Annotated in this window: 14 protein-coding genes; 7 read left to right on the top strand and 7 right to left on the bottom strand. The window is 74.3% G+C overall.

Features of this window, described 5'->3' with window-relative positions; all coding sequences use genetic code 11:
- Nucleotides 1–125: 125 nt before the first annotated feature.
- Both ACZ4SV_RS28125 and ACZ4SV_RS28120 read right to left on the bottom strand, forming a co-directional pair.
- Complete coding sequence (locus ACZ4SV_RS28125; RefSeq protein ID WP_365882269.1) at nucleotides 126–323, bottom strand: thiazolylpeptide-type bacteriocin; 198 nt, start codon at nucleotides 321–323, stop codon at nucleotides 126–128.
- 834 nt (nucleotides 324–1,157) lie between these two features.
- Nucleotides 1,158–3,659 carry a helix-turn-helix domain-containing protein gene (locus ACZ4SV_RS28120; RefSeq protein ID WP_468007423.1) on the bottom strand — a complete coding sequence of 834 codons (2,502 nt, stop codon included), beginning with the start codon at nucleotides 3,657–3,659 and terminating at the stop codon, nucleotides 1,158–1,160.
- A gap of 180 nt (nucleotides 3,660–3,839) precedes the next feature.
- On the opposite strand from ACZ4SV_RS28120, the gene ACZ4SV_RS28115 reads away from it, so the two are divergent.
- The 5 genes from ACZ4SV_RS28115 (at nucleotide 3,840) to ACZ4SV_RS28095 (ending at nucleotide 7,648) form a co-directional block, all read left to right on the top strand.
- Nucleotides 3,840–4,907 (top strand): AfsR/SARP family transcriptional regulator, encoded by a 1,068-nt coding sequence (locus tag ACZ4SV_RS28115; protein WP_468007421.1) that lies wholly within the window; start codon nucleotides 3,840–3,842, stop codon nucleotides 4,905–4,907.
- On the top strand, nucleotides 4,904–5,731 hold the full coding sequence (locus tag ACZ4SV_RS28110; protein WP_468007419.1) for a DUF6585 family protein: 828 nt from the start codon (nucleotides 4,904–4,906) through the stop codon (nucleotides 5,729–5,731). The genes ACZ4SV_RS28115 and ACZ4SV_RS28110 overlap by 4 nt, the downstream gene beginning before the upstream one ends.
- A 109-nt stretch (nucleotides 5,732–5,840) precedes the next feature.
- On the top strand, nucleotides 5,841–6,068 hold the full coding sequence (locus ACZ4SV_RS28105) for a hypothetical protein (RefSeq protein WP_365881333.1): 228 nt from the start codon (nucleotides 5,841–5,843) through the stop codon (nucleotides 6,066–6,068).
- Nucleotides 6,069–6,312: 244 nt separating this feature from the next.
- On the top strand, nucleotides 6,313–6,735 hold the full coding sequence (locus ACZ4SV_RS28100) for a hypothetical protein (RefSeq protein ID WP_468007417.1): 423 nt from the start codon (nucleotides 6,313–6,315) through the stop codon (nucleotides 6,733–6,735).
- A gap of 4 nt (nucleotides 6,736–6,739) precedes the next feature.
- Nucleotides 6,740–7,648: a hypothetical protein gene (locus ACZ4SV_RS28095; protein WP_468007415.1), complete on the top strand. Its 909-nt coding sequence runs from the start codon at nucleotides 6,740–6,742 to the stop codon at nucleotides 7,646–7,648.
- Nucleotides 7,649–7,684: 36 nt separating this feature from the next.
- Here the strand turns inward: ACZ4SV_RS28095 and ACZ4SV_RS28090 are convergent, their stop codons facing one another.
- Nucleotides 7,685–9,001: a phytase gene (locus ACZ4SV_RS28090; protein WP_468007413.1), complete on the bottom strand. Its 1,317-nt coding sequence runs from the start codon at nucleotides 8,999–9,001 to the stop codon at nucleotides 7,685–7,687.
- A gap of 177 nt (nucleotides 9,002–9,178) precedes the next feature.
- Between ACZ4SV_RS28090 and ACZ4SV_RS28085 the strand changes: the two genes are divergently transcribed.
- On the top strand, nucleotides 9,179–14,131 hold the full coding sequence (locus tag ACZ4SV_RS28085) for a hypothetical protein (protein WP_468007411.1): 4,953 nt from the start codon (nucleotides 9,179–9,181) through the stop codon (nucleotides 14,129–14,131).
- A 223-nt stretch (nucleotides 14,132–14,354) separates the two neighbouring features.
- On the opposite strand, the gene ACZ4SV_RS28080 is transcribed toward ACZ4SV_RS28085, so the two are convergent.
- The 4 genes from ACZ4SV_RS28080 to ACZ4SV_RS28065 all read right to left on the bottom strand — a co-directional run bounded on the left by ACZ4SV_RS28080 (nucleotide 14,355) and on the right by ACZ4SV_RS28065 (nucleotide 18,341).
- Complete coding sequence (locus ACZ4SV_RS28080; protein WP_468007409.1) at nucleotides 14,355–15,095, bottom strand: YoaK family protein; 741 nt, start codon at nucleotides 15,093–15,095, stop codon at nucleotides 14,355–14,357.
- Nucleotides 15,076–15,600 (bottom strand): DoxX family protein, encoded by a 525-nt coding sequence (locus tag ACZ4SV_RS28075; RefSeq protein WP_397940942.1) that lies wholly within the window; start codon nucleotides 15,598–15,600, stop codon nucleotides 15,076–15,078. The genes ACZ4SV_RS28080 and ACZ4SV_RS28075 overlap by 20 nt, the downstream gene beginning before the upstream one ends.
- 46 nt (nucleotides 15,601–15,646) lie before the next feature.
- Nucleotides 15,647–16,309 (bottom strand): hydrolase, encoded by a 663-nt coding sequence (locus ACZ4SV_RS28070; protein ID WP_468007407.1) that lies wholly within the window; start codon nucleotides 16,307–16,309, stop codon nucleotides 15,647–15,649.
- Nucleotides 16,310–16,460: 151 nt separating this feature from the next.
- Nucleotides 16,461–18,341 carry an amidohydrolase gene (locus ACZ4SV_RS28065; RefSeq protein WP_468007405.1) on the bottom strand — a complete coding sequence of 627 codons (1,881 nt, stop codon included), beginning with the start codon at nucleotides 18,339–18,341 and terminating at the stop codon, nucleotides 16,461–16,463.
- Nucleotides 18,342–18,612: 271 nt separating this feature from the next.
- On the opposite strand from ACZ4SV_RS28065, the gene ACZ4SV_RS28060 reads away from it, so the two are divergent.
- Nucleotides 18,613–19,593: an alpha/beta hydrolase gene (locus tag ACZ4SV_RS28060; protein WP_468007403.1), complete on the top strand. Its 981-nt coding sequence runs from the start codon at nucleotides 18,613–18,615 to the stop codon at nucleotides 19,591–19,593.
- Nucleotides 19,594–19,600 lie beyond the last annotated feature (7 nt).

Here is a 19,600-nt window from a genome sequence, read left to right as displayed (position 1 = left end):
CGGCCGGACCACGAGCCGTTCCGCACCCGCCGGCCTCGCGGAAAGCGAGACCGGCGGAGCGTCAGGACGGCACGTGTGGCCCTTCAGACGCGAAGGGCCTCAGTCCGTCCGGGGCCTGCGCGGGGTCAGAGGGCCACAGGTCCGTTCTCCTGCGGCTGCGCACAGGACGACGAGGCCTGGCAGGAGCACGAACCCCACGAGGCGCCGTTCTCGGGCAGCGCGGCGGTGTCGCGCAGCGACGTCACGGTCAGGTCGCTGAGGTCCAGGTCCGTGTCGAGGGCGAGGTCCTGAAGCTCCAGGGCGTCCTGCTGGTCACGGGACATGACGAACTCCTTCGGGAAGTAGGGGAAGAGCGGAACGCGCCGGCGGGATGCCGACGCGTACATGCCGGAAGACGGCATGGCTGAGAACTGCGCTCACAGCGGGAGAAACCGAACGATCATTCGCCTTACAGCAGTCGAGTGTGGTGTCGGGCGGGAACGGCAGCAAGACCGATCCGGACATTGGCCCGTTGTGATCGTCCCGGTTCGCTGCGTCTTGGCCTGGTGCGGCACGGCGATCCGGACGCGGTCGGCCCGCCTCTAATGGAGGCGGTGTAGAGACCCGTGTCCTTTCTGTGAGGGATCTTTCCCGGTTGTCCATGGGGTGGCTGCGGATCCCGTCAAGTGGATGCCACGCCTCCGGAGATCGGGAGCCGACTCCTCCGGATATCCCGGCGCGAATCGGACCCGTCGGAGTGACGCACATCACACACTCAGGGGTGCGCTATCGGTCAACTTCCGCTGCGCGGCGGCCCGGAGGGGCGGCACGGAACAGCGCGGAAGCGACGGGGACTTCGGCACCCGCCGACGGTGCGCTGTGGGGCACCGCCCTGTGAACCAGGTCATCACCAGCCTCGTGGGCCTGGCCCATGTGCTGCACTTCGTCGAACTCCACGGCTCGGAGGCCCGGATGGGCTGACCCGCCCCGGGGCGGCCCCACGGTGACGGGGCCGCCCGCCCGGGAACTCCTCGGGGCCCGGCCCCGCCGAGGTGAAGCCGAGGACGCCCACGCCCCGCGGCACCGTGGCCCACAGGCCGGTGCCGGATACCGTGCCGGACGCTTCGGATGCTGGGCGGCGGCGATGGAATCACGGCGAAGCCCGGCCCGGTGGCGGCTCACCCGCGGCGGTGAGCCCGGGCGAGATGGCTCTGCAGACGGGCGTGGCGGAACTGGTGCACCGCGCCGGCCTGCCGCAGGACACCCCGCTGGTAGGCGTCGTCCAGGAAGGTGACGACCGCCCAGGGCAGGCGTCCGGTCAACGGCAGCCAGATACGGGTGAGCACGCACCACTGGCCCCAGGCGGTCAGGCTCAGGGTGTAGCCGAGGGCGCCGCCGAGACCGCTGATGACGCCGAGCCGGAGACTGGCTGCCGGGTCCAGGACGAGTTGCCCCAGGTGCCCTTGCAGCAGGTCGACCACCAGCCCGGCGCCGAGTCCGACCGTCGCTCCGAACACGGGTGTCCAGACGGCGAGTTGGGTGAGCGTCGTCCTGCGGTCCGTGCTCAGGACGCTGCGCGGGCTGACGGCGGAGACGATGTCGAGGGGCGTTTCGAGGAGGCCGATGAGGCAGAAGGTGAGCCCGGTGCCGCCGGCGAAGACCAGGCCGTAGACGATCGCGTCGACGAGCACCAGGTACAGCCCGGACGCGAGGCCGGTTCTCCAGAGGTACGCGTGCAGCAGACCGATCAGACCGCCGTAGGAGAGGCCGAAGAACGCGCCGCCCAGGGTGCCGATCACCAGCCGGGGCCCGGCCGTCCACGTGGTGGCCGGCGGCCGGCCGCGGATGCGCAGGCGTACGGCCGACGGCGTGACGTCCTTGCCCGTGACCGTGTACGTCAGCCAGTGCACGAGCCCGAACAGGAAGCCGGCGAGGAGCCCGACGACGGCCCCGTCCAGGAGGGCCCCGACGAGCGAGCCGTGGAAGGCGAGGGCGACCAGGCCGTCGACCAGTGCGATGGCCAGTCCGGTGACGAGGGCGGTGACCAGGGAGCGGGTGGAGCGGCGCAGACCGTGGCCGAGCCGCCACCAGGCCAGGTCGGGGGTCTCCAGCTCGGCCAGGTGGCGGGCGAGGTAGCCGAGCCACTTCCGGGCCCGGTCCGCGTTCCAATCCCGTCCGTCCGGCCGGGGCGCGTGGTAGACGGTGGGGAGGAAACTGTCGAGCAGGTGCTCCTCCACCGCGCGCACGCTGCCGAACCGTTCGGTGTCGAGCAGGACGGCCGGATCGTACTGCGGGGTGTCGCTGTAGACGGTGCGGGCGAGCGCGACCATCAGCGGGGTCGCCAGGGCCGTGGCCAGCGGGCCCGCCGGTCCGTCCGGTGACGGCTCGCGCAGCTTCTTCAGCACGCGGTCCCAGGCGCCCCGCCCGGGGTCCGCGGGGTCGGACTTGCGGGTGGTGCGGGGCAAGTAGTGGTCCAGGTCGTCGACGGTGAGGTCGGTGAGTTCGACCGAGGCGGCCGAGGTCAGCACGTCGGTCTCCGCGACGGCGGCGGCGTACTCGGCGGGGCGGCTGGTGAGCAGGAGGGGGAGGGTGGTGGCGTTGAGGGCTTCGAGCGCGGGGCGGCGCAGTCCGTCGGCCATCTCGTCGAAGCCGTCCAGTACCGGCAGCACGCGGCCGGAGTCGACCAGCGCGGCGGCCAGGCTCACCCTGCCGGGCCCCCGGGCGGCCGTGCCGGGGTGGTCGCGCGTCAACTGGTCGGTCAGCCAGTCGCGCAGGGTGCGGGTCGTGGGATTCCAGGCACCGATGCTGAAGATCACCGGAACGGGTTCCGCGGGCTTCCGCGTCTTCAGGTGGTCGAGGACGAAGCGCAGGGTCAGGACCGTCTTCCCGGACCCGGACCTGCCGAGGACCACCAGCCGCCCGGAGGGGATGCTCCGGTAGGTCCGCGCGATCCCGTCCAGGTCGCCGCTCAGGTCGAGCGGACCGCTCGCGGCCCCGGGCGGGAGGCGGCGGATGTTGGCCCAGTGGTCGGTGAGGGTGTCGGGGGCAGCCGTCCAGCGGACCGGCAGCGGAAAGGGATCCTGGATCCGCCGGTGTTCCTCCTCGCGCTGCCAGCGGGCCGCCACCGCCTTCGCCAACTCGCCGGCCGCCTCTGCCAGGGCGTCCCCCGCCTCCGCTTCACCACCCGGGCCGCCCGCAGCGCCGGCGCCACCGCCCGGCATACCAGTGCCGCCCGGAGCGCCCATGCCATCGGCCGGCGGTCCCGCGTCGCCCGGGGTGCCCGTGCCACCGTCCGGCACACCCGCGCCGCCGGGAGCGCTCGCACCACCGGCCGGTACACCAGTGACGCCCGCGGTGCCCACGCCACCGGCCGGCACACCCGCGCCGCCCGCAGCGCCCGTGCCACCGCCCGACGGTCCCGGGTCGCCCGGTGTGCCCGCACCACCGCCCGGGTCCCCCGGGACGGCGGCGCTCAGCAACTCCTCGCGGTCCGCGCTCCGCAGGGCCAGCGCGTCGGCCAGTTGCCGCACCGTGGTCATCCGCGGGTTGCCGCGCTTGCCGGTCTCCAGACCGCGGATGGTGCTCACGCTGACCCCGGAACGCCGTTCCAACTCGTCCTGCGTCAGCCCCGCCTCCTCGCGCAGCCGTCGCAGGACCGCGCCGAACCCCCTGGCCACCATGCCCGGCCTTCCCCCTGAGTCGTCAGCCTTTCCGCAGGTGGGGACTGTAGCGCGGGCACCGGTCACATATGACCGGTTCCATGCTCTGTCCACACTTCCCGCACGGCGGCGAGCCTCGACCGCATCGAGGTGGCCGACCGGGGCGAGTGCGCCGACCGGTCCGGAGAACAGGGAGTCGCCATGCCGACGACGATCGCAGCCCGGGGCACCCCGGGCGGTACGGTCCTCACCGCCCAGGAACGCGAGGTGCTGCGCGCGCTCGGCTGCGGCCTGGCGGACGCCGAGATCGCCGCCGTCCTCGACCTGCCCGAGCCCGTGGTGGCGGAGCGGGTCGGCCGTGTCCTCGGGAAGCTGGGGCTGCGGGACCGGGCCGCCGCCATCGTGCGCGCCTTCGACTGCGGTCTGGTCGTCCCCGGACAGGGCCCGCGCGGACCGGTGCCGGGGACCGCCGCTGGACGGCGGACGGACGACGCACCCGGTCCCCGGCTCCGGGTGTCGGTGCTCGGTCCGCTGAGGACGAGTCTCGCGGGGCGGCCCGTGGACGTCGGACCGGTACGGCAGCAGGCCGTGCTGGCGGCGCTGGCGCTGAGCGCGGGGCGTTCCGTCAGCCGGCGGCACCTCCTCGACGCCGTGTGGGGCAGGGACATGCCGGACGGTAACGTCGTACCGGTCTACGTCTACCGGCTGCGCAAGAAACTGCGTCTCGGGGAGCGCCCGGACTCGGTGATCCGGCGCGACCGGTACGGATACGGACTGGTCCGCGATGTGGCCGAGGTGGACGCGCTGTGCGTGGAGGATCTCGCCGCCCGGTCCGGGGAGGCCGCACGCGCCGGCGATCTGTCCGAGGCCGTGCGGCTGTGCGCCCGCGCGCTGGAGCTGTTCCGCGGTGAGCCGTTGGCCGGACTGCCCGGGCCGCTGGCCGAGTCGGAGCGGCTGCGGCTCACCCGGCGCAGGGTCGCCCTGGCGCAGCGGGCGGCGCAGTGGCAGATGCGGCTCGGCCGGCACGACGAGGCGATCACCGGGCTGTCCGCCCTGGCCCTGGAGGAGCCGCTGAACGAACCGGTCGCCGCGGCACTGATGCACGCGCTGCGGTGCGGCGGCCGGCGGGCCGAGGCGCTGGCCGTCTACGACCGTGCCCGCCGCCACCTCGCCGACGACCTGGGGGTGACGCCCGGCGAAGAGCTGTCGCTGGCCCGGCGGGCGGTCCTGCGCGGGGACGCCGCCGGCCTGCGGGCGGGCGCGGCGTGAGCGGGGAAGCCGTCCCCCGGGGACGCGAGGAGGAGCTGCTGCTCGCGCGGGTCTCCGCGGCAGCGGGCCGGGCACAACTCGGCAGGCGGCTCGTCACCTACCGTCCGCCGCGCGCCGAACCCGGGACCGGGCGGACCACCGGCGCGGACACGCCTCGCCTGCCGGGGGTCGGCGGTGGGCCGGTGGCGCGGGTGCGTCGCCTGTTGCGGATCGGGGGCGGCTCCGTGGCGAGGGTGCGTCGCCTGTTGCGGATCGGGGGCGGGCCGGTGGCGGCGGTGCGTCGTCTGCTGCGGGCCGGGAGCCCGGTCACGGGCACGGGTGCGCGGCTGGACCTGTACGAGTACGGGATGACGGCCGCCGCCGGCGGACGGGCATGTGGGGTCCATGTCGTCCGCTTCGACACCACGGTGGTGCACCGGCGCAGGGTGCTCTCCTCGCGGGGCGTCACCCGTGCCCTGTCGCTAGTCGACGTCGACGGTGAGCGGATCATGCTGCGCTGCGGTGACTTCGGCCGGCCGGAGGAGTGGTGGCCCGCGATCCGCCGAGGCGTCGTCGACGCGCAACTGCCGCACGCGCTGGCCGCGCTGCGCCGGGGAGCACGGCTGGCCTTCGGCCCCGTATGGCTCACCCGGGACGAGGTCGGCTCGGGCGGCAGGACCCTGCGCTGGGCGCAGGTCCAGCGGATCGAGACCGGCAACGGTGTCGTCGCCGTCCGCGTCGCCGGCCGCTGGCAGGTGTGGACCGCCGTCGCGTCCGGGATCCCGAACCTCTGCGTCCTGCACGCCCTCGCCGAACACCTCGCGGGTGCCGCCACCGACGACTGACGTACAGCCCCCTTGCCCCACGGAAACCTCTCCGGCCGCACCCGGCGCCCGCCGGCCCGGCCGGGACCACCACCCACGAACGAGACCCACGAACGAGAAGGAGACAGTGATGGCTGACGGATACCGGTACCGGTGCGGCGAGTGCGGCCACCGCACCGCCTGGGGAAGCGAATCCACGGGAGCGAAGGCGATGGAGGCCCACTACGGGCGGAGTCATCCGCGTGTCGTCCCCGGCGGGACGGTCGAGTTCCGCAAGGGATCGTCTTCCGGAGGCGCCGGATGCCTGATCGCCCTCGGCGTCCTGGTCCTGCTCCTGATCATCGCCTCCCGGCACTGACCGCCCCTTGGTGCGACGGACCCGTTCGCCCGAGCGGGTCCGCGCCCGCCCCCGTTCCACGGCCCCCATAGCCCCCGTTCCACGGCCACCCGCGCGCCCGACGCCCGCACCTCGACGACCCGACGACCCGACGACACACCCCCCGCTTCCCCGGCACCCCCGACGACACGCCCCCAGCGCCCCGGTCTCCCCAGGGACGCGCACCCAGCGACCCGGCACATCGAGCAGACACAGGAGTACGGCAATGGAAGCGGAACTGGCGGAACTGGTGCACCTGGCCGCGTCGACGCTCGTCAGCGCGGCGGCGACGGCCGGCTGGGAGCGCGCGCAGCGGGCGCTGGGCGGGCTGTGGCGCCGGGCGCACCCCGAGCGGGCGGACACGGTGCTGGCCGAGCTGGGGGAGGCGCGCGCCGAAGTGCTCGCCGCCCGGCGCAACGGGGACGAGCGGGCCGAGCGCGAACTCGTCGACGAGTGGCGGACACGGCTGCGTCGGCTGCTGACCGCCAACCCGGACATGGCGCTCGAACTGCGGCGGATGGTCGACGAGTTGGGACCCATGACCGACACGACCGCCCCGCCGGCCGGCGGTGTCCGGCTGACCGCCCACGCGTCGGGGCGGGCGCGCGTCACCATGGCCGGACGTGACATCAACATCACCAAGAGGTGACCCGGTGAACTCCGCGAGGACGGACGGCCCCGGCCGGGAGGGTGCCGGCGGCGGACCGCACATCAGCGCACGCGCGGACGGCCGGGCCACGATCACGGTGGCCGGACGCGACATCAACACCACCTACTTCGTCAGTGCCTCCTCGGCGGTGCTCGTCGTCCTGCTGGCCCTCGTGGTCCTGCTCGGAATGTGGCAGCCGTGGCAGGGGACGGCCGCGGCCGGCGACCGGAAGTCCACGGAGGCCGCCGGCGGACCGCAGGTTCCCGGCGGGTCCACCGCGACGACCGCTCATCCCGGGCAACTCCCGTCCGCCGAAGAGGACTCCGGGGAGCCGGAAAAGCCGGAGACGCCGCAGACTCCGCAGCACCGGGAAACCTCCCCGAGCCCCACGCCCAGTGCCTCCCCGACTCCCGGCCCGCCTGATCCGGCCGACGTGGCGTTCGCGCACGCCGGCGTCGGCACCTGCCTGGACGTGTACGACGCGGGCTGGGGCAGGCTGAACCGCGAGTACCCGGTCGCCGTCGACTGCGGTGCCGGCTTCGCCTACTCGAAGGTCACCATGGTGACGACGTACGCCGCCAAGTGCCCCACCGGCGCGGGCCGGTGGGGCTGGGGCCACATCAACGACGACGGCTCGTCCACCGCTTTGTGCCTGGACCGCGTGTTCGCCGTGGGGCAGTGCTTTCCCGCGACCCTGAGCAGACAGGCCGAGGGAACCCTGAGGGGCGACGGGCAGTTGTTCACCGTCTGGGGCTGTGACCGGACGCAGGTGCCGCACGGCAGGAACGCCATCATGGCGATCACGGCGGTGCTGAACGGCGGCGGCTGCCCCCGGCGCACCGACCGGCAGACCCTCTCGTGGCGGGTCTTCGGCAACGCGGCCGAGATCTGCGCCGTACAGACGACGCGCTGAACCGGGTCGCCGGGAACAGGTGTCCGGTCCGGGAGGTCAGTGTGCGTCGCGCGGGTCGAAGGACTCGGTGTCGACCGTCAGCGGCTCGGGGAAGGCACCGGCGACGGCGTCCCAGCGGATGAACTTGAAGTCGGTGCCCGCGCGTTCGCCGTCGGCGGGGGTGGCCTCGCCGTCGTGCGTGATCAGCAGCCCCTTGGGGAAGGCGCGGCCGAGGGGCACGTTGACGACCGTGGAGCCGTCGGAGTGCTGCACGCCGTCGGTGGCGCCGTCGGTGACGGCGAACGAGCCGACGTAGTCGTTGTCCCCGTCGCGCTCGTACACGGCGAAGGTGTTGTCACCCTGGCTGGAGGCGAGGACGTACCCGTGGCCGTCCTCGGCGTGGTAGACGGTGACGCCCTCCGCGTCGGCGCGCAGGTGCGCACCGCCGAAGCCGGGGTCGCGGGCCGGGTCGAGGACGCACTCCTCCGCCTCGGCGTCGTACGTCCACGGCGTGCCGAACTCACGGACCCGGTCGACCAGTTCGGGGTCCTCGAACTTCTCGTCGTCCAGGTCGATCCGCCACAGGCCGACCCGCTCCTGGGCGGCGTACAGGACGTGTTTCTCCAGGTCCACGGCCATGCCCTCGACCTGCGGCCGCTCGCCGGGGTCCGCGCACGGGGACCAGTCCTTGCCGTCGGGCAGCCGGAAGGAGGCGGGCAGATCGAGGGTGTCCTCGGTGCGGTAGCCGACGCGTCCGTCGTGCTCCTCCAGCCGCAGCAGGCGCAGGCGGGTCTCCTCGCGCTGTGACACCACCACGTAGGCGTCGTCGTCCTCGCTGAAGGCCGTCAGGCCGTAGGAGGTGCGCTGGTCCTCCACCCCGGCCTCGTCGGCGGCGAAGACCGGCGCGGCGTCGGGAGCGGTGACGTCCTTCAGCGGCGGCTTGCCGGCCGCGACGGCCGCGGGGTCGATGACGTACGCGCGGACGCGGTCGCGGCCCCGGTCGCTGACGAGAGCCAAGTCCCTCTTCTTGCCGCCCAGTTCGAACCCGTAGACGATGTCGACGTTGTTGAAGCGGCCGGGCTTGGCGTCCGCGTTCGGGGCCTGCGGAGCCGCCAGGTGCTGAAGGCGCCGGCCGTCCAGGCCGTAGACGTCGAGACCGGCCTCCTTCAGTGTGCCGACGACGATGCTGCGGCCCGGGTTCTCGGGGTCCACCCACACGGCCGGGTCGTCGGCGTCGGCGTTGCCGCCGGCCGCGTCGTCGTACACGGCGGGAGTCTCGACGGCGGCGGTCACGGTCACCGGGGCGGCCGGACCGGCCGTCAGGGTGAACGCGGTGGCGAGTGCGGTCACGGTGCTGAGAGCGAAGGCGCTCACGTCACTCCTTCGTAGGGTTGCGGACGCCCCGGACGCTAGGCGGGTCACGTGAAGGAAGCGGTACGCGATCATGAACTCCGTATGCGGACTCCGGGGGCTGTGGACGGCTCCGACCGTACGGCGCCGTCCCCGTGAACACGACCCCTCGCGGGCCGGGGCGACCATAAGGTGGCGGGTGTGACCCATGGTGCTGCGTCCCCTTATGCGACCGGTGGCGGTGGTGTCCGGCTGGAACACCGCTACGCGGCGACCTTGGTGGCGGCTCTGCTGGCCGAGGACCCGGTCGGCGAGCTGGGGGACGGCGTCGTTCCGCTGGGTGTGCGGTTGCAGGCCAGTGACATCAGTCCGGTCGACGACGTGGTGGTGGAGGGCCGTTCGGCCGACGGCCGGATGCGGCGGGTGTCCATCGGGGTGCGCAGGGACCCGGAACTGACCGCGGGCGACGAGAAGTCGGTGCCGCTCGTGCGGTCCTTCCTGCGGGTGGTCATCGGGCACTGGGACGAGGTGGCGGCGGGCCGCTGGCGCGTGGCGCTCGCGGTGGGCGTCTCCGGCACCGCCGTACGGCAGACGGACGCGCTGGCGCGGATCGCGCAGTCCGTGTCCTCGGCGGCGTGGTTCCGGGACGCCGTCGCCCGGCCGGGGGCGGCCAACGCCGCGGTGCGCCGCCGCCTGACCCATCTGGACGCCCTGGTCGGTGCGGCCGCCGCGGGCGACCCGGAGCTGTCCGGCGCCGACGCCCGGGAACTCACCTGGCGCTGGCTGTCCGCCCTGCGGGTGCGGCAACTGCGCTTGGAGGGCGTGGACGAGACCGACCGCACCACGGCCGTCTCCGCGCTGCGCCGGATGGTGGCCGACGGGTCGGTGGAGACCGCCGACGCCGTGTTCGGCGCGCTGGCCGAACGGGCCGGCGCGTGGGCCTCGTCCGCCGCGTACGTGGACATGCCGCTGGTACGGCGTGCCCTGAGCGGCTTCCCGCTGGGCCGGGCCGCTTCCTGCCACCATGCCTGGTCGGTGCTGGACGCCATGGCCCGCCGTCTGCGCGAGGGGACCCGCCCCGACCTGCGGGCCGGCGAGGTGCGCCTGGAGCTGGACCGGGCCGGGGAACGGGCGCGCCTCGCCGACGCGATGGTCCGCACGGGCCGCACGGGCGCGGGTCTGGTGGTGACGGGGGAGCCGGATGTCGGCAAGTCCGCCCTGACCGTCCGTACGGCGCGACAGCTCACCGAGGACGGCGCGGCCGTGGCCTGCCTGAGCCTGCGTGACCTCCTCGCGTCGGTGGTGGAGACCGAACACGTCCTGGGCGGACGGCGGTTGGCGGAGGTGTTCGCGGCGGGAGAGGTCCGCCCGGTGCGGCTGCTCGTGGTCGACGGCGCCGAAGCCGTCCTCGAGGGCCGCCGGGACCTGCTGCGGGAGGTCGCCGTCGCCGCGTTCCGGGCCGGGCTCGGGGTGGTCGCGGTCACCCGGAGCGACGGAGCCGCACGCGTGCACGAGGTGCTGGAGACCGCCATGGCGCAGGCGGGCGGGACCGGGAACGTGACCCGCTACGTCGTGGCACGGCTCACCCTGGCCGAGCGCCGCCGACTCGTCGACACCTTCCGGCCTCTGATCCGGCTCAGCGCCGATCCGCGCGCCGAGTGGCTGGTGGGCCGGCCCGGTCTCGTGGACGTCCTGCTGCGGGCCGGCACCGTACACGAGAGCAGCGAACTGCTGTCCGAGGCCGATGTGTTCGCGGCCGTGTGGAACGGTCTCGTCCGCAACGGCGAAGAGCACCCGCCCGGTGCCGCGTCACCGGACGAGCGGGAACAGGCGGTGCTGGCCGTCGCGCGCCGCGCGCTCGGCCTGCCCGGTGAGGCGCCCGCGGGGGCGCTGCCGCGGCTGCGCTCGGACGCGGTGCTGCGCGCGCCGGCCAATCCCGCGTTCGCCGCCGGTGACGAGTTCGCCACGGACCTGATCCGCGACTTCGCCCTGTGCCGGCTCTTCCTGACCACCGGCTGGGACCCCCTGCGGACCGCCGGGGCACCCCGGTGGACCATGCGCGCGGTGCGCCTCGCCTGTCAGGCGAAACTGCTGTCCGGAGACCAGGCGGCCGTCTGGCGCGACCTGGACCGGGAGTTCGGCCGGCTCGGCGAGGGAATGGGGGAGCGGTGGACGGAGGTCCCGGCGGAGGCGCTCCTGACCCTCGGCGACGCACAGACCGTGATCGAGCACGTCTGGGACGACCTCGCCGCCGACGGCCACCGCGGACTGAGAACCCTGCTGCGCCTGGCGGACCTCCGCTACGTCAGCGGCTCCGTCGCCGACCCCTTCACCCTCGCGTCCGTGGTGGCCTCGGCCTACTGCACCGATCGCGACCTGGGGCAGCACGACCCCTCGGCACGAGGAGGGCTGGGGGAGTCCGTCCGTACGCTCGTCCTGGCGTGGCTGCGGGGCATGGCCCGCGACACCGAGGGAACCGACCCGCTGCGCCGACGGGTACGCGACCGCCTGCTCGCCGCGCCCAGGGACCACCACGACGAGTTCGCCGTCGAAGCGCTCGCCACGCTGGGCCCCGACACCGACGAGCACTGCGAGCAGTGGCTGCGGGAGGTGGCCGCGGCCGCCCCGGGCCGGCTGCACGCGGCCGTGGAGTCACTGGGCGCCGTCTTCCTGGCGCGGACGCACCCGCGGCTGCTGCTCGACCTCACCGAGGCCTACTACCTGCACCGTCCGGAGCCGGGCCGCCGGGACGGCGGACGGGCGCGCGACGACGGAATCCGCCGCCACCGCCACCGGCCTGCTTTCGGCCCGCCGTTCGCCGCCTGGCACTACGGGCCGTTCTTCTGGCTGCTACGCGAGGCGCCCGTCGACACCGTCGCCCTGATCAACAGGATGCTCGACCACGCCGCCACGGTCCGGGTGCGCGCCCACCGGCAGCCCGGAACCGGTGCGGACGCGCCCGACGCCCCGCCGGCCGGCGTCGACATCGACCTTCCCGGCATCGGCCCCCGCCGCTACGTGGGCGACGGACAGGTGTGGAGCTGGTACCGGGGCTCGACCGCCGGCCCCTATCCGTGCATGAGCGCGCTCATGGCCGTCGAACGGTACGTCGACCAGCTCGCGGCGGCGGACGTGCCCCTGCCCGCGATCGTAGGGCTGCTGCTGGACGGGTGTCACAACCTTGCCATGGCGGGGCTGGTCGTCGGCCTGCTCGTCCGCCACCTCCAGTCCGCCGGGGACCTGCTCGACGCCTGGCTGACCGCACCGGCGGTGTGGCGGCTGGAGTCCACCCGGGCCGCCGGCGAGGTCCAGGCCCTGGCGCGGTGGACCGGCCCGGACGAGGCCTTCGGCGCCGACCGGCGCGGCTGGACCCTGCGCGACGCCGCCGCCGCACTGACCGTGCGCGCCGTGGCGGCGCGCGACCGGCAGCGGCTGGACGCCCTCGCCGGCGTGGCCGACCGCCTGGTCGCCACCGCCCGGGCCGGGCTCGGCGACGGTCCCGGCGACCGGCTCCTCGTCGTCCAGGGATGGGCGTCGGTGCTGCGGCACGAGAACTTCTCCGCCCGCCGGGCCGCCGACGGCTCCCTCGTGTGGCAGTACGAGCCGCCCGCCCCGGTGGCCGAAGCCCTGGCCCCCACCGCGGCCGCGTTGGCCGCGGGCGGTGAGGCCCTGCGCCTGGCGCACACCTACACCGACCGTGACGGACACCCCGGCGGCTGGCCCGCGGACGCGCTCCTCGCCGACCTGGCGCGCGCCCGGCGGTTCGCCGCCGACCCGCCCGCCCGCACCCCTCTCGACCCCCAGGACGCCCCGGCCGCCGTCGCGGCCGCCGCCGTCACCAGCCACGCCCGCGGCCTGACCACCGTCCCCGACGACGACCTGCGCTGGGCGGCGGACACCCTTCTCGCCGCCGCGGACACCCCGCCCGCCGGCGCCGACGCAGCGGAGGCGTGGGTCTCTCCGACGAGCGCCGCCCGCTCGGCCGCCCATGCCGTCCCCATCCTGCTCCTGGCCCCCTTCGACCACCTCGGCATCGCCCCGGACCGGATCGAGGAGGCCGTCACCGCCCTGGTCACCCGGTCCGACGCCCTGCGCACCGCCCTGGCGACCGACTCCGCCGCCGTGTGGGACGCCCCCTGCGCCGAGACGCACGACGGCACCCCGTGCCGGCGGCACGGGCCCCTGTGGTCCGCCGTCGGCACAGTCCTCGGCCACTGCCGCCTCGGCCCCTGGGACCGGGCGGCGCAGCGCCGGCACCCCCGGTTCCTGCCGCCTCCCCACCACCGGACCCTGCCCGCCGTCCCGCCCGCCGACCTGCTCGTGAACAGGCTCGCCCTGCCGCTCGCCTGCACCGCGCACGCCCGCACCACCGCCTGCCTGGCCGCGCCCGCCGCCGTCCTGCTGCCGGTGCTGACGGACGCGCACCGCCACGGCTGCGCCCACTGGGCGGCCGAGGGGTACGACGGCTACCGGGCCCCCGAGCGCGAACTCGTCGTCCGCACCCTCCTCACCCTCGCCGCCCAGGGCAGCCCCGAACCCCTCACCGCGCACCTGCGCACGTTCGCCGCCAACGCCAACGCCCTGCAACAACTACTGCACGACGCCGCCACCCTCTTCACCTACGAACCCCGGCTGCGCGCCCTGCTGCCCACCGTGTGGCCGCACCTGCTCGGCACCACCCTCGACGCCCTCGACGCGGGCACCGGCCCGCGCCTGCACGGCCACTGGTCCGACTACGCCATCGCCGCCCTGCTGCCGACCCCGCAACTGCGCACCGCCGACCTCAGCCCCGACGACACCCTCGACCGGGCACGCCGTGACTGGATCCCGCCCGAGGCGCTGGCCGGACTGGCCGGGCGATGGCTCGTCCTGGCCCGCGGCGAACCGAAAGCCGCCGATGCGCTGGCCCGGTTCGCCCGCACCACACCCCGCACCTGGCAGTCCGTCACCGGCCTCACCTGGCTCGAACGCCTCATCGACAGCCGCTACGACGCCTTCGCCGACCGCTGCCCGCACCTGACCCACTGGCTGACCGAACTCCGCGAGACGCCCCTCCCGGACGCCTCCGCGCTCGACCGGTGGCGCCGTGTCGTCGACGGTCTCGCCGCGGCCGGCGACAGACAGGCCGCCGCGCTCCAGCGCATCGACGAATAGCCCCGCCGCGCGCGCGGCGGTCCCTCCCGCGCACGCGCCCGCCGTGGCGGCACTGCCGCTGCGGAAACCGGCGACGACGGCGGGGCCTGGGAACGCCTCCGCGGCAGCGCAGGCCGGCTCACCCCCGGCGGCCCGAAGACCCTGGCGGCCCTGGGCAGGGAGGCGGTCACCGCCATTCCCCGACCAGGGCCCCAGGCCGTTCCTCAGGGCACGTCCGGCACGGTCACTTCGATGCCGGACGCACCCAGTCGGGCTCGTCCGCCGACAGACGGTGCACGCTCACCGCGGTCACCGCGAGCAGCAGCAGGGCCAGCGCGAGGGTGAGCACCAGATGGCCGTGCAGGATGAGGACCGTGCCGACGAGGGCGCCCAGGAACATCGCCAGCACCGACAGCAGGCGCCGGCCCGGACGGGGAGCCTCGCCGCCCGCCGGGGCGGAGTCGGCCGCCAGCCCCGTCAGCGTCAAGGTCAGCACCGTCGTCGTCAGGTCCGGGACGGCCAGCCGTCGCGCCACCGCGTTCTGCAGACCCATGGCGAGCCCCAGGAACACGATCAGCGCGTACCGGACACCGGTCGTCACCTGCCCGTTCCCGACCGCGGCGACCGCCAGGGCCACCGCGACCAGGACCGTCTGCACACCCGTCGCCGCCCGCAGCAGGTGCCCGCGGTGCGCGGCGTACCGGCCGCCGACCCGGCCCCCGGTCAGCGCGCCGGCGAGGAACGCGGCCAGCGAGACCACGGACGCGAGCGCGGACAGGCTCGTGGTGCCGCCCAGCGCGAACCCCAGGAACACCACGTTGCCGGTCATGTTGGCGACGAAGACGTGTCCGAGCCCGAGGTAGCTGACGGCGTCGACGAGACCGGTGACCAGGGTCAGCGTCAGCAGCAGGGGCGGCAGCGGCCCGTGCCGGTCCTCCCGGGCCGGCACCAGGGTGCGCAGCGCGTCATTCAGCAGCCGGCGCATACGGCCCACCTCCCGCCGTGACGGACGGCCGGTGCAGTACCACCCGGGTGAGCAGTCCGCTGCCCGGCCCGGCCAGCAGCGCGGCGACGGCGACCCACACCGGCCAGGGCGTCAGCCCCAGCACCCGGTCGAGGGACCACCGGCCCGGCCCGGACAGGGCGAGGGCGGCGGAGACGACGACGAGGACGAGCGGGTACTCGTAACCGTCGTTCTGCACCCACAGCCCCTTGTGACGTTTCACCGTGCCCGCCACCGTCATCACGCCCATGGCGGCCATCGCGGCCAGCGGCGTGAGCAGTCCGGCGGCCAGGAACAGGCCGGAGCCGACCTGACTGGCCCCGGCGACGAGCGCCGTCAGCCGCCCGCCGCGGAACCCGTCGCGGCGGAACTCCTCGGTGCCGCCCGCCAGCCCGTCGCCTCCGAGCCGGAAGCTCACCTTCTGCACTCCGTGGCCGGCGATGAGCAGACCCACCGCCAGCCGCAGGAGCAGCACTCCCGTGTCCATCGTTCTCCTGCCTGTTCCCTGCCTGGTTTCCTGCCGGACCGGTGGGTCAGCCGGCCGCGTGGGCGCCGATGACGGCCTGCGCGTAGACGATGCCCAGACCGTAGGCACCGGCGTGCTCCTTGACCACGCCGGTCGTCGCGGCGTACGTCTCGGTGCGCGCCCAGTCCCGCTGGAGCTCCAGCAGCACCTGCACCCACGTCACCGGGACCGCGCCGGCCTGGAGGACCCGCTGTACGGCGTGCTCGTGGGCCTGCGGGGTGACGCCGGCGGAGGCGTCGGTGACGACGTAGACCTCATAGCCCTGGGCGAGCGCGGACAGCGTGGGCAGTACGACGCAGACCTCGGTCCACAGGCCGGCGATGACCAGCTTCGAACGGCCGGTGGCCTTGACCGCGTCGACGAAGGAGGCGTCCTCCCAGGCGTTCATCGTGGTGCGGTCGACGACCTCCTGGCCGGGGAAGACGTCCGCGAGCTGGGGCAGGATCGGACCGGAGAAGGACTCGGCGGCCACGGTGCTGAGCACGACGGGCACGTCGAACGCCTTCGCGGCCTTCGCCAGGCCCACGGTCGCGTTGATGACGGCGGTACGGTCACCGCTGCCCGCGCCGAAGAACATCTGCGGCTGGTGGTCCACGAACAGCACCGCGCAGTTGTCCGGGGTGAGCAGGTCGGGGCTGGGGGAGGGGGTGACGCCGGTGATGTCGACCATGGGAAAGACCTCTCATCGGTGTAGCGATATCGGTGTGGCGATATCGATGAAGTGATATCGGTGACGTGGTGTCGGTGAAGCGGCGACGCGGCGGATGTCCGCGCCGCACACCCCCGTGAGAACCTCCGGGGCCTCGGACGAGGCCGGGGTCTCAGAGGGAGAAACAGGGGTCGAACGGCGCGGTCCCCGCCGGCGGGACCAGCCCGCGCGCGATGCGCCACTCGTGGTGCTGCCCGGACTCGGCGACCGCGTCGGTGACCGCCGCCGCCTGGCGCACCCCGGACGCGGAGCGCCCCTGGTAACCGCCGAAGTGGGCGACCGGACTCCAGGCGGGGCCGACGGGCGGCAGCTCCTCGTCGAGGCCCTCGTACTCGCCCGCGGTGTAGACGATCCGGCCGCCGGTGACGGTCAGCAGCGACTCGATGTGCGCGATCTCCGGCTCGGGCACCGCGAAGTAGTCCTCCGACAGGATGGCGAGGTCCGCGTAACAGCCGGGCCGCAGCACGCCCTTGACGTCCTGCTCACCGGTGAGCACCGCGCCCGCGCGGGTGAACATCGTCAGCGCGGTCTCCCGGTCGACCCGGTTCGCCGGCGGGCGCAGGACCAGGTCGCCGATGGAGCGGCCGCTGACCAGCCAGTGCAGGGCCACCCACGGGTTGTAGCTGGATACGCGGGTCGCGTCGGTGCCGGCCGCCACGGTGAGCCCGCGGTGCAGCATGGCCCGGATCGGCGGGGCGTCCGCGGCGGCGCCGGGGCCGTAGCGGTGCAGGAAGGCCTCGCCCTGGAAGGACAGCCGGTTCTGCACCGACATCGCTCCGCCGAGGGCGGCGACCCGGTCGAGGCTTTCCGGCGAGGCGGTCTCCGCGTGGTCGAAGAGCCAGCGGTTCCCGGCCGGGAACAGCCCCTCGGCGGCCAGCTTCTCGAACACCGCGAGATCGCGCCGTATGGTCTCGTCGTAGGTGGCGTGGAGGCGGAAGCCCCAGCCGTGCTCCATCAGCAGACGGACGGCCTTCTCGAACTCCGCCTCGTAGTCGCCGGCGAGCTGCGGACGGGGCTGGCCGAAGTTCTCGAAGTCGGCGGCCGCCCAGGTGAGGTTCTCTCCCGCGCCGTTCAGCCGCAGCCACGCGTCGCCGTCCTCGGGGCGGACCATGCCGGTCCAGCGGGTGAGGTCGGCGACCTCCTGGCCCGCCGTCTGCGGGAAAAGGTGATAGGCGATCCGCAACGACAACTGGCCGGCCGCGGCGAGTTCGACGACGGTGGCGTAGTCGTCGGGGAAGCTCTGGAATCCGCCGGCCGCGTCGATCGCCGAGGTCAGCCCGAAGCGGTTCAGCTCGCGCAGGAAGTGCCGCGTCGAGGTCTTGCGGTGCTCCTCGTCCAGCACCGGGGCCTTGGCCAGCGTCGAGTACAGGACGAGGGCGCTGGGCGCGGCCAGCAGCATGCCCGTCGGCTCCCCGTCCCGGCCCCGCACGATCTGGCCGCCCCGCGGATCGGGCGTGTCCCGGGTGAACCCGGCCGCCTTGAGCGCCGCCCGGTTCAGGACCGCCGACTGGTACAGGTGCAGGACGAACACCGGGGTGTCCGGGGCGGCGGCGTTCAGTTCCGCCACCGTCGGCAGCCGGCGCTCGGCGAACTGCTCGGCCGACCAGCCGCCGACCACGCGCACCCACTGCCCCTTCGGCGTCCGCGCGGCCTGCTCCCGCAGCATCGCCAGCGCCTGCCGCAGACTGCGCACGCCGTCCCAGCGCAGCTCCAGCACATAGTGCAAGCCGCCGCGGATCACGTGCAGATGGGCGTCGTTCAGTCCCGGGACGACCCGGCGGCCGAGCGCGTCGACGACCCGGGTGTCCACACCGATGTGTGCCGCCACGTCCCGGTCGTCGCCGACGACGGTGACGACGCCCCCGCGTACGGCGAGCGCCTGCGCCCGGGGCCGGTCCGGGTCCAGGGTGTGGATCCTCGCGTTGCGGACGACGAGGTCCGCGGCATTCTCCACGGCGCGCGGCACCAGTCCGCCGACCGGCATGGTTGACATCGGTGGGAACCCCCAGGGAGAAGTAGGACACGGGTGGTGTCACGGCCGGAGCGGTCCCTGGCCGGACACCCTGCACGGTAGGAGTGCTCGCGGCGCCCCGATGTCCCCGCAGCGCACCGCCGTTGACCTGTCAGCGCACGGCGCCGGCGCCGGGGAAAAACCGCGTGCGCTGTGGGAGAAGGGACCGTGCGCGCGTCGGCAATCCCCGCTTTTCCGGGCGCTTTAGCGTGAGCCGCCGGCCGTACCAGTTGAAGAAAGCAAGGAATCAGACATGCCCGACGCCGTAGAGTCCGTCAAGCCCGCCCAGCCCGTGCTGGAGCCCGCGGCCGCCGCGTTCGCCGAGGCCACCGCCAACCCGCCCTACCTGTTCGACCTGTCCCCCGCCGAGGGCCGCAAGACCGTCGACGAGGTGCAGTCCGGCGAGATCGCCAAGCCGGCCGTCGACGAGGAGTGGGTCACCGTGCCGGGCGGTCCCACCGGCAGCGTCCGCGCGCGGATCGTCAGGCCCGCCGGAGCCACCGGCCCCCTGCCGGTGATCCTCTACATCCACGGCGCCGGCTGGGTGTTCGGCAACGCCCACACCCACGACCGCCTCGTACGCGAACTCGCCGTCGGCGCCGAGGCGGCCGTCGTCTTCCCCGAGTACGACCTGTCGCCCGAGGCCCGCTACCCGGTCGCCATCGAGCAGAACTACGCGGTCGCCCGCTGGATCGTCGACGAGGGCGCCGGCAAGGACCTGGACGGCACGCGCCTCGCGGTCGCCGGCGACTCGGTGGGCGGCAACATGACCGCCGCGCTCACCCTGATGGCCAAGGAGCGCGGTGGCCTCCCGCTGCTCCAGCAGGTGCTGTTCTACCCGGTGACCGACGCGAACTTCGACACCCCCTCCTACCACCAGTTCGCCACCGGCTACTTCCTGCGCCGCGACGGCATGCAGTGGTTCTGGGACCAGTACACGACCGACGAGGCCGAGCGCGCGCAGATCACCGCCTCCCCGCTGCGCGCCTCCACCGAGCAGCTGGCCGGGCTGCCCCCGGCGCTGGTCATCACCGGTGAGGCGGACGTGCTGCGCGACGAGGGCGAGGCCTACGCCAACAAGCTGCGCGCGGCCGGGGTTCCCGTCACCGCCGTCCGCTTCCAGGGCATCATCCATGACTTCGTGATGCTCAACGCGCTGCGCGAGACGCACGCCGCCGAGGCCGCCATCACGATGGCCGTCCGCACCCTGCGCACCGCCCTGCACGGCGTCTGAACACCGA

This window comes from Streptomyces sp. NPDC027672 (assembly GCF_055566335.1).
Note: the sequence above shows the minus strand (reverse complement) of the source record. Positions and strands in the feature narration are given on the sequence as shown.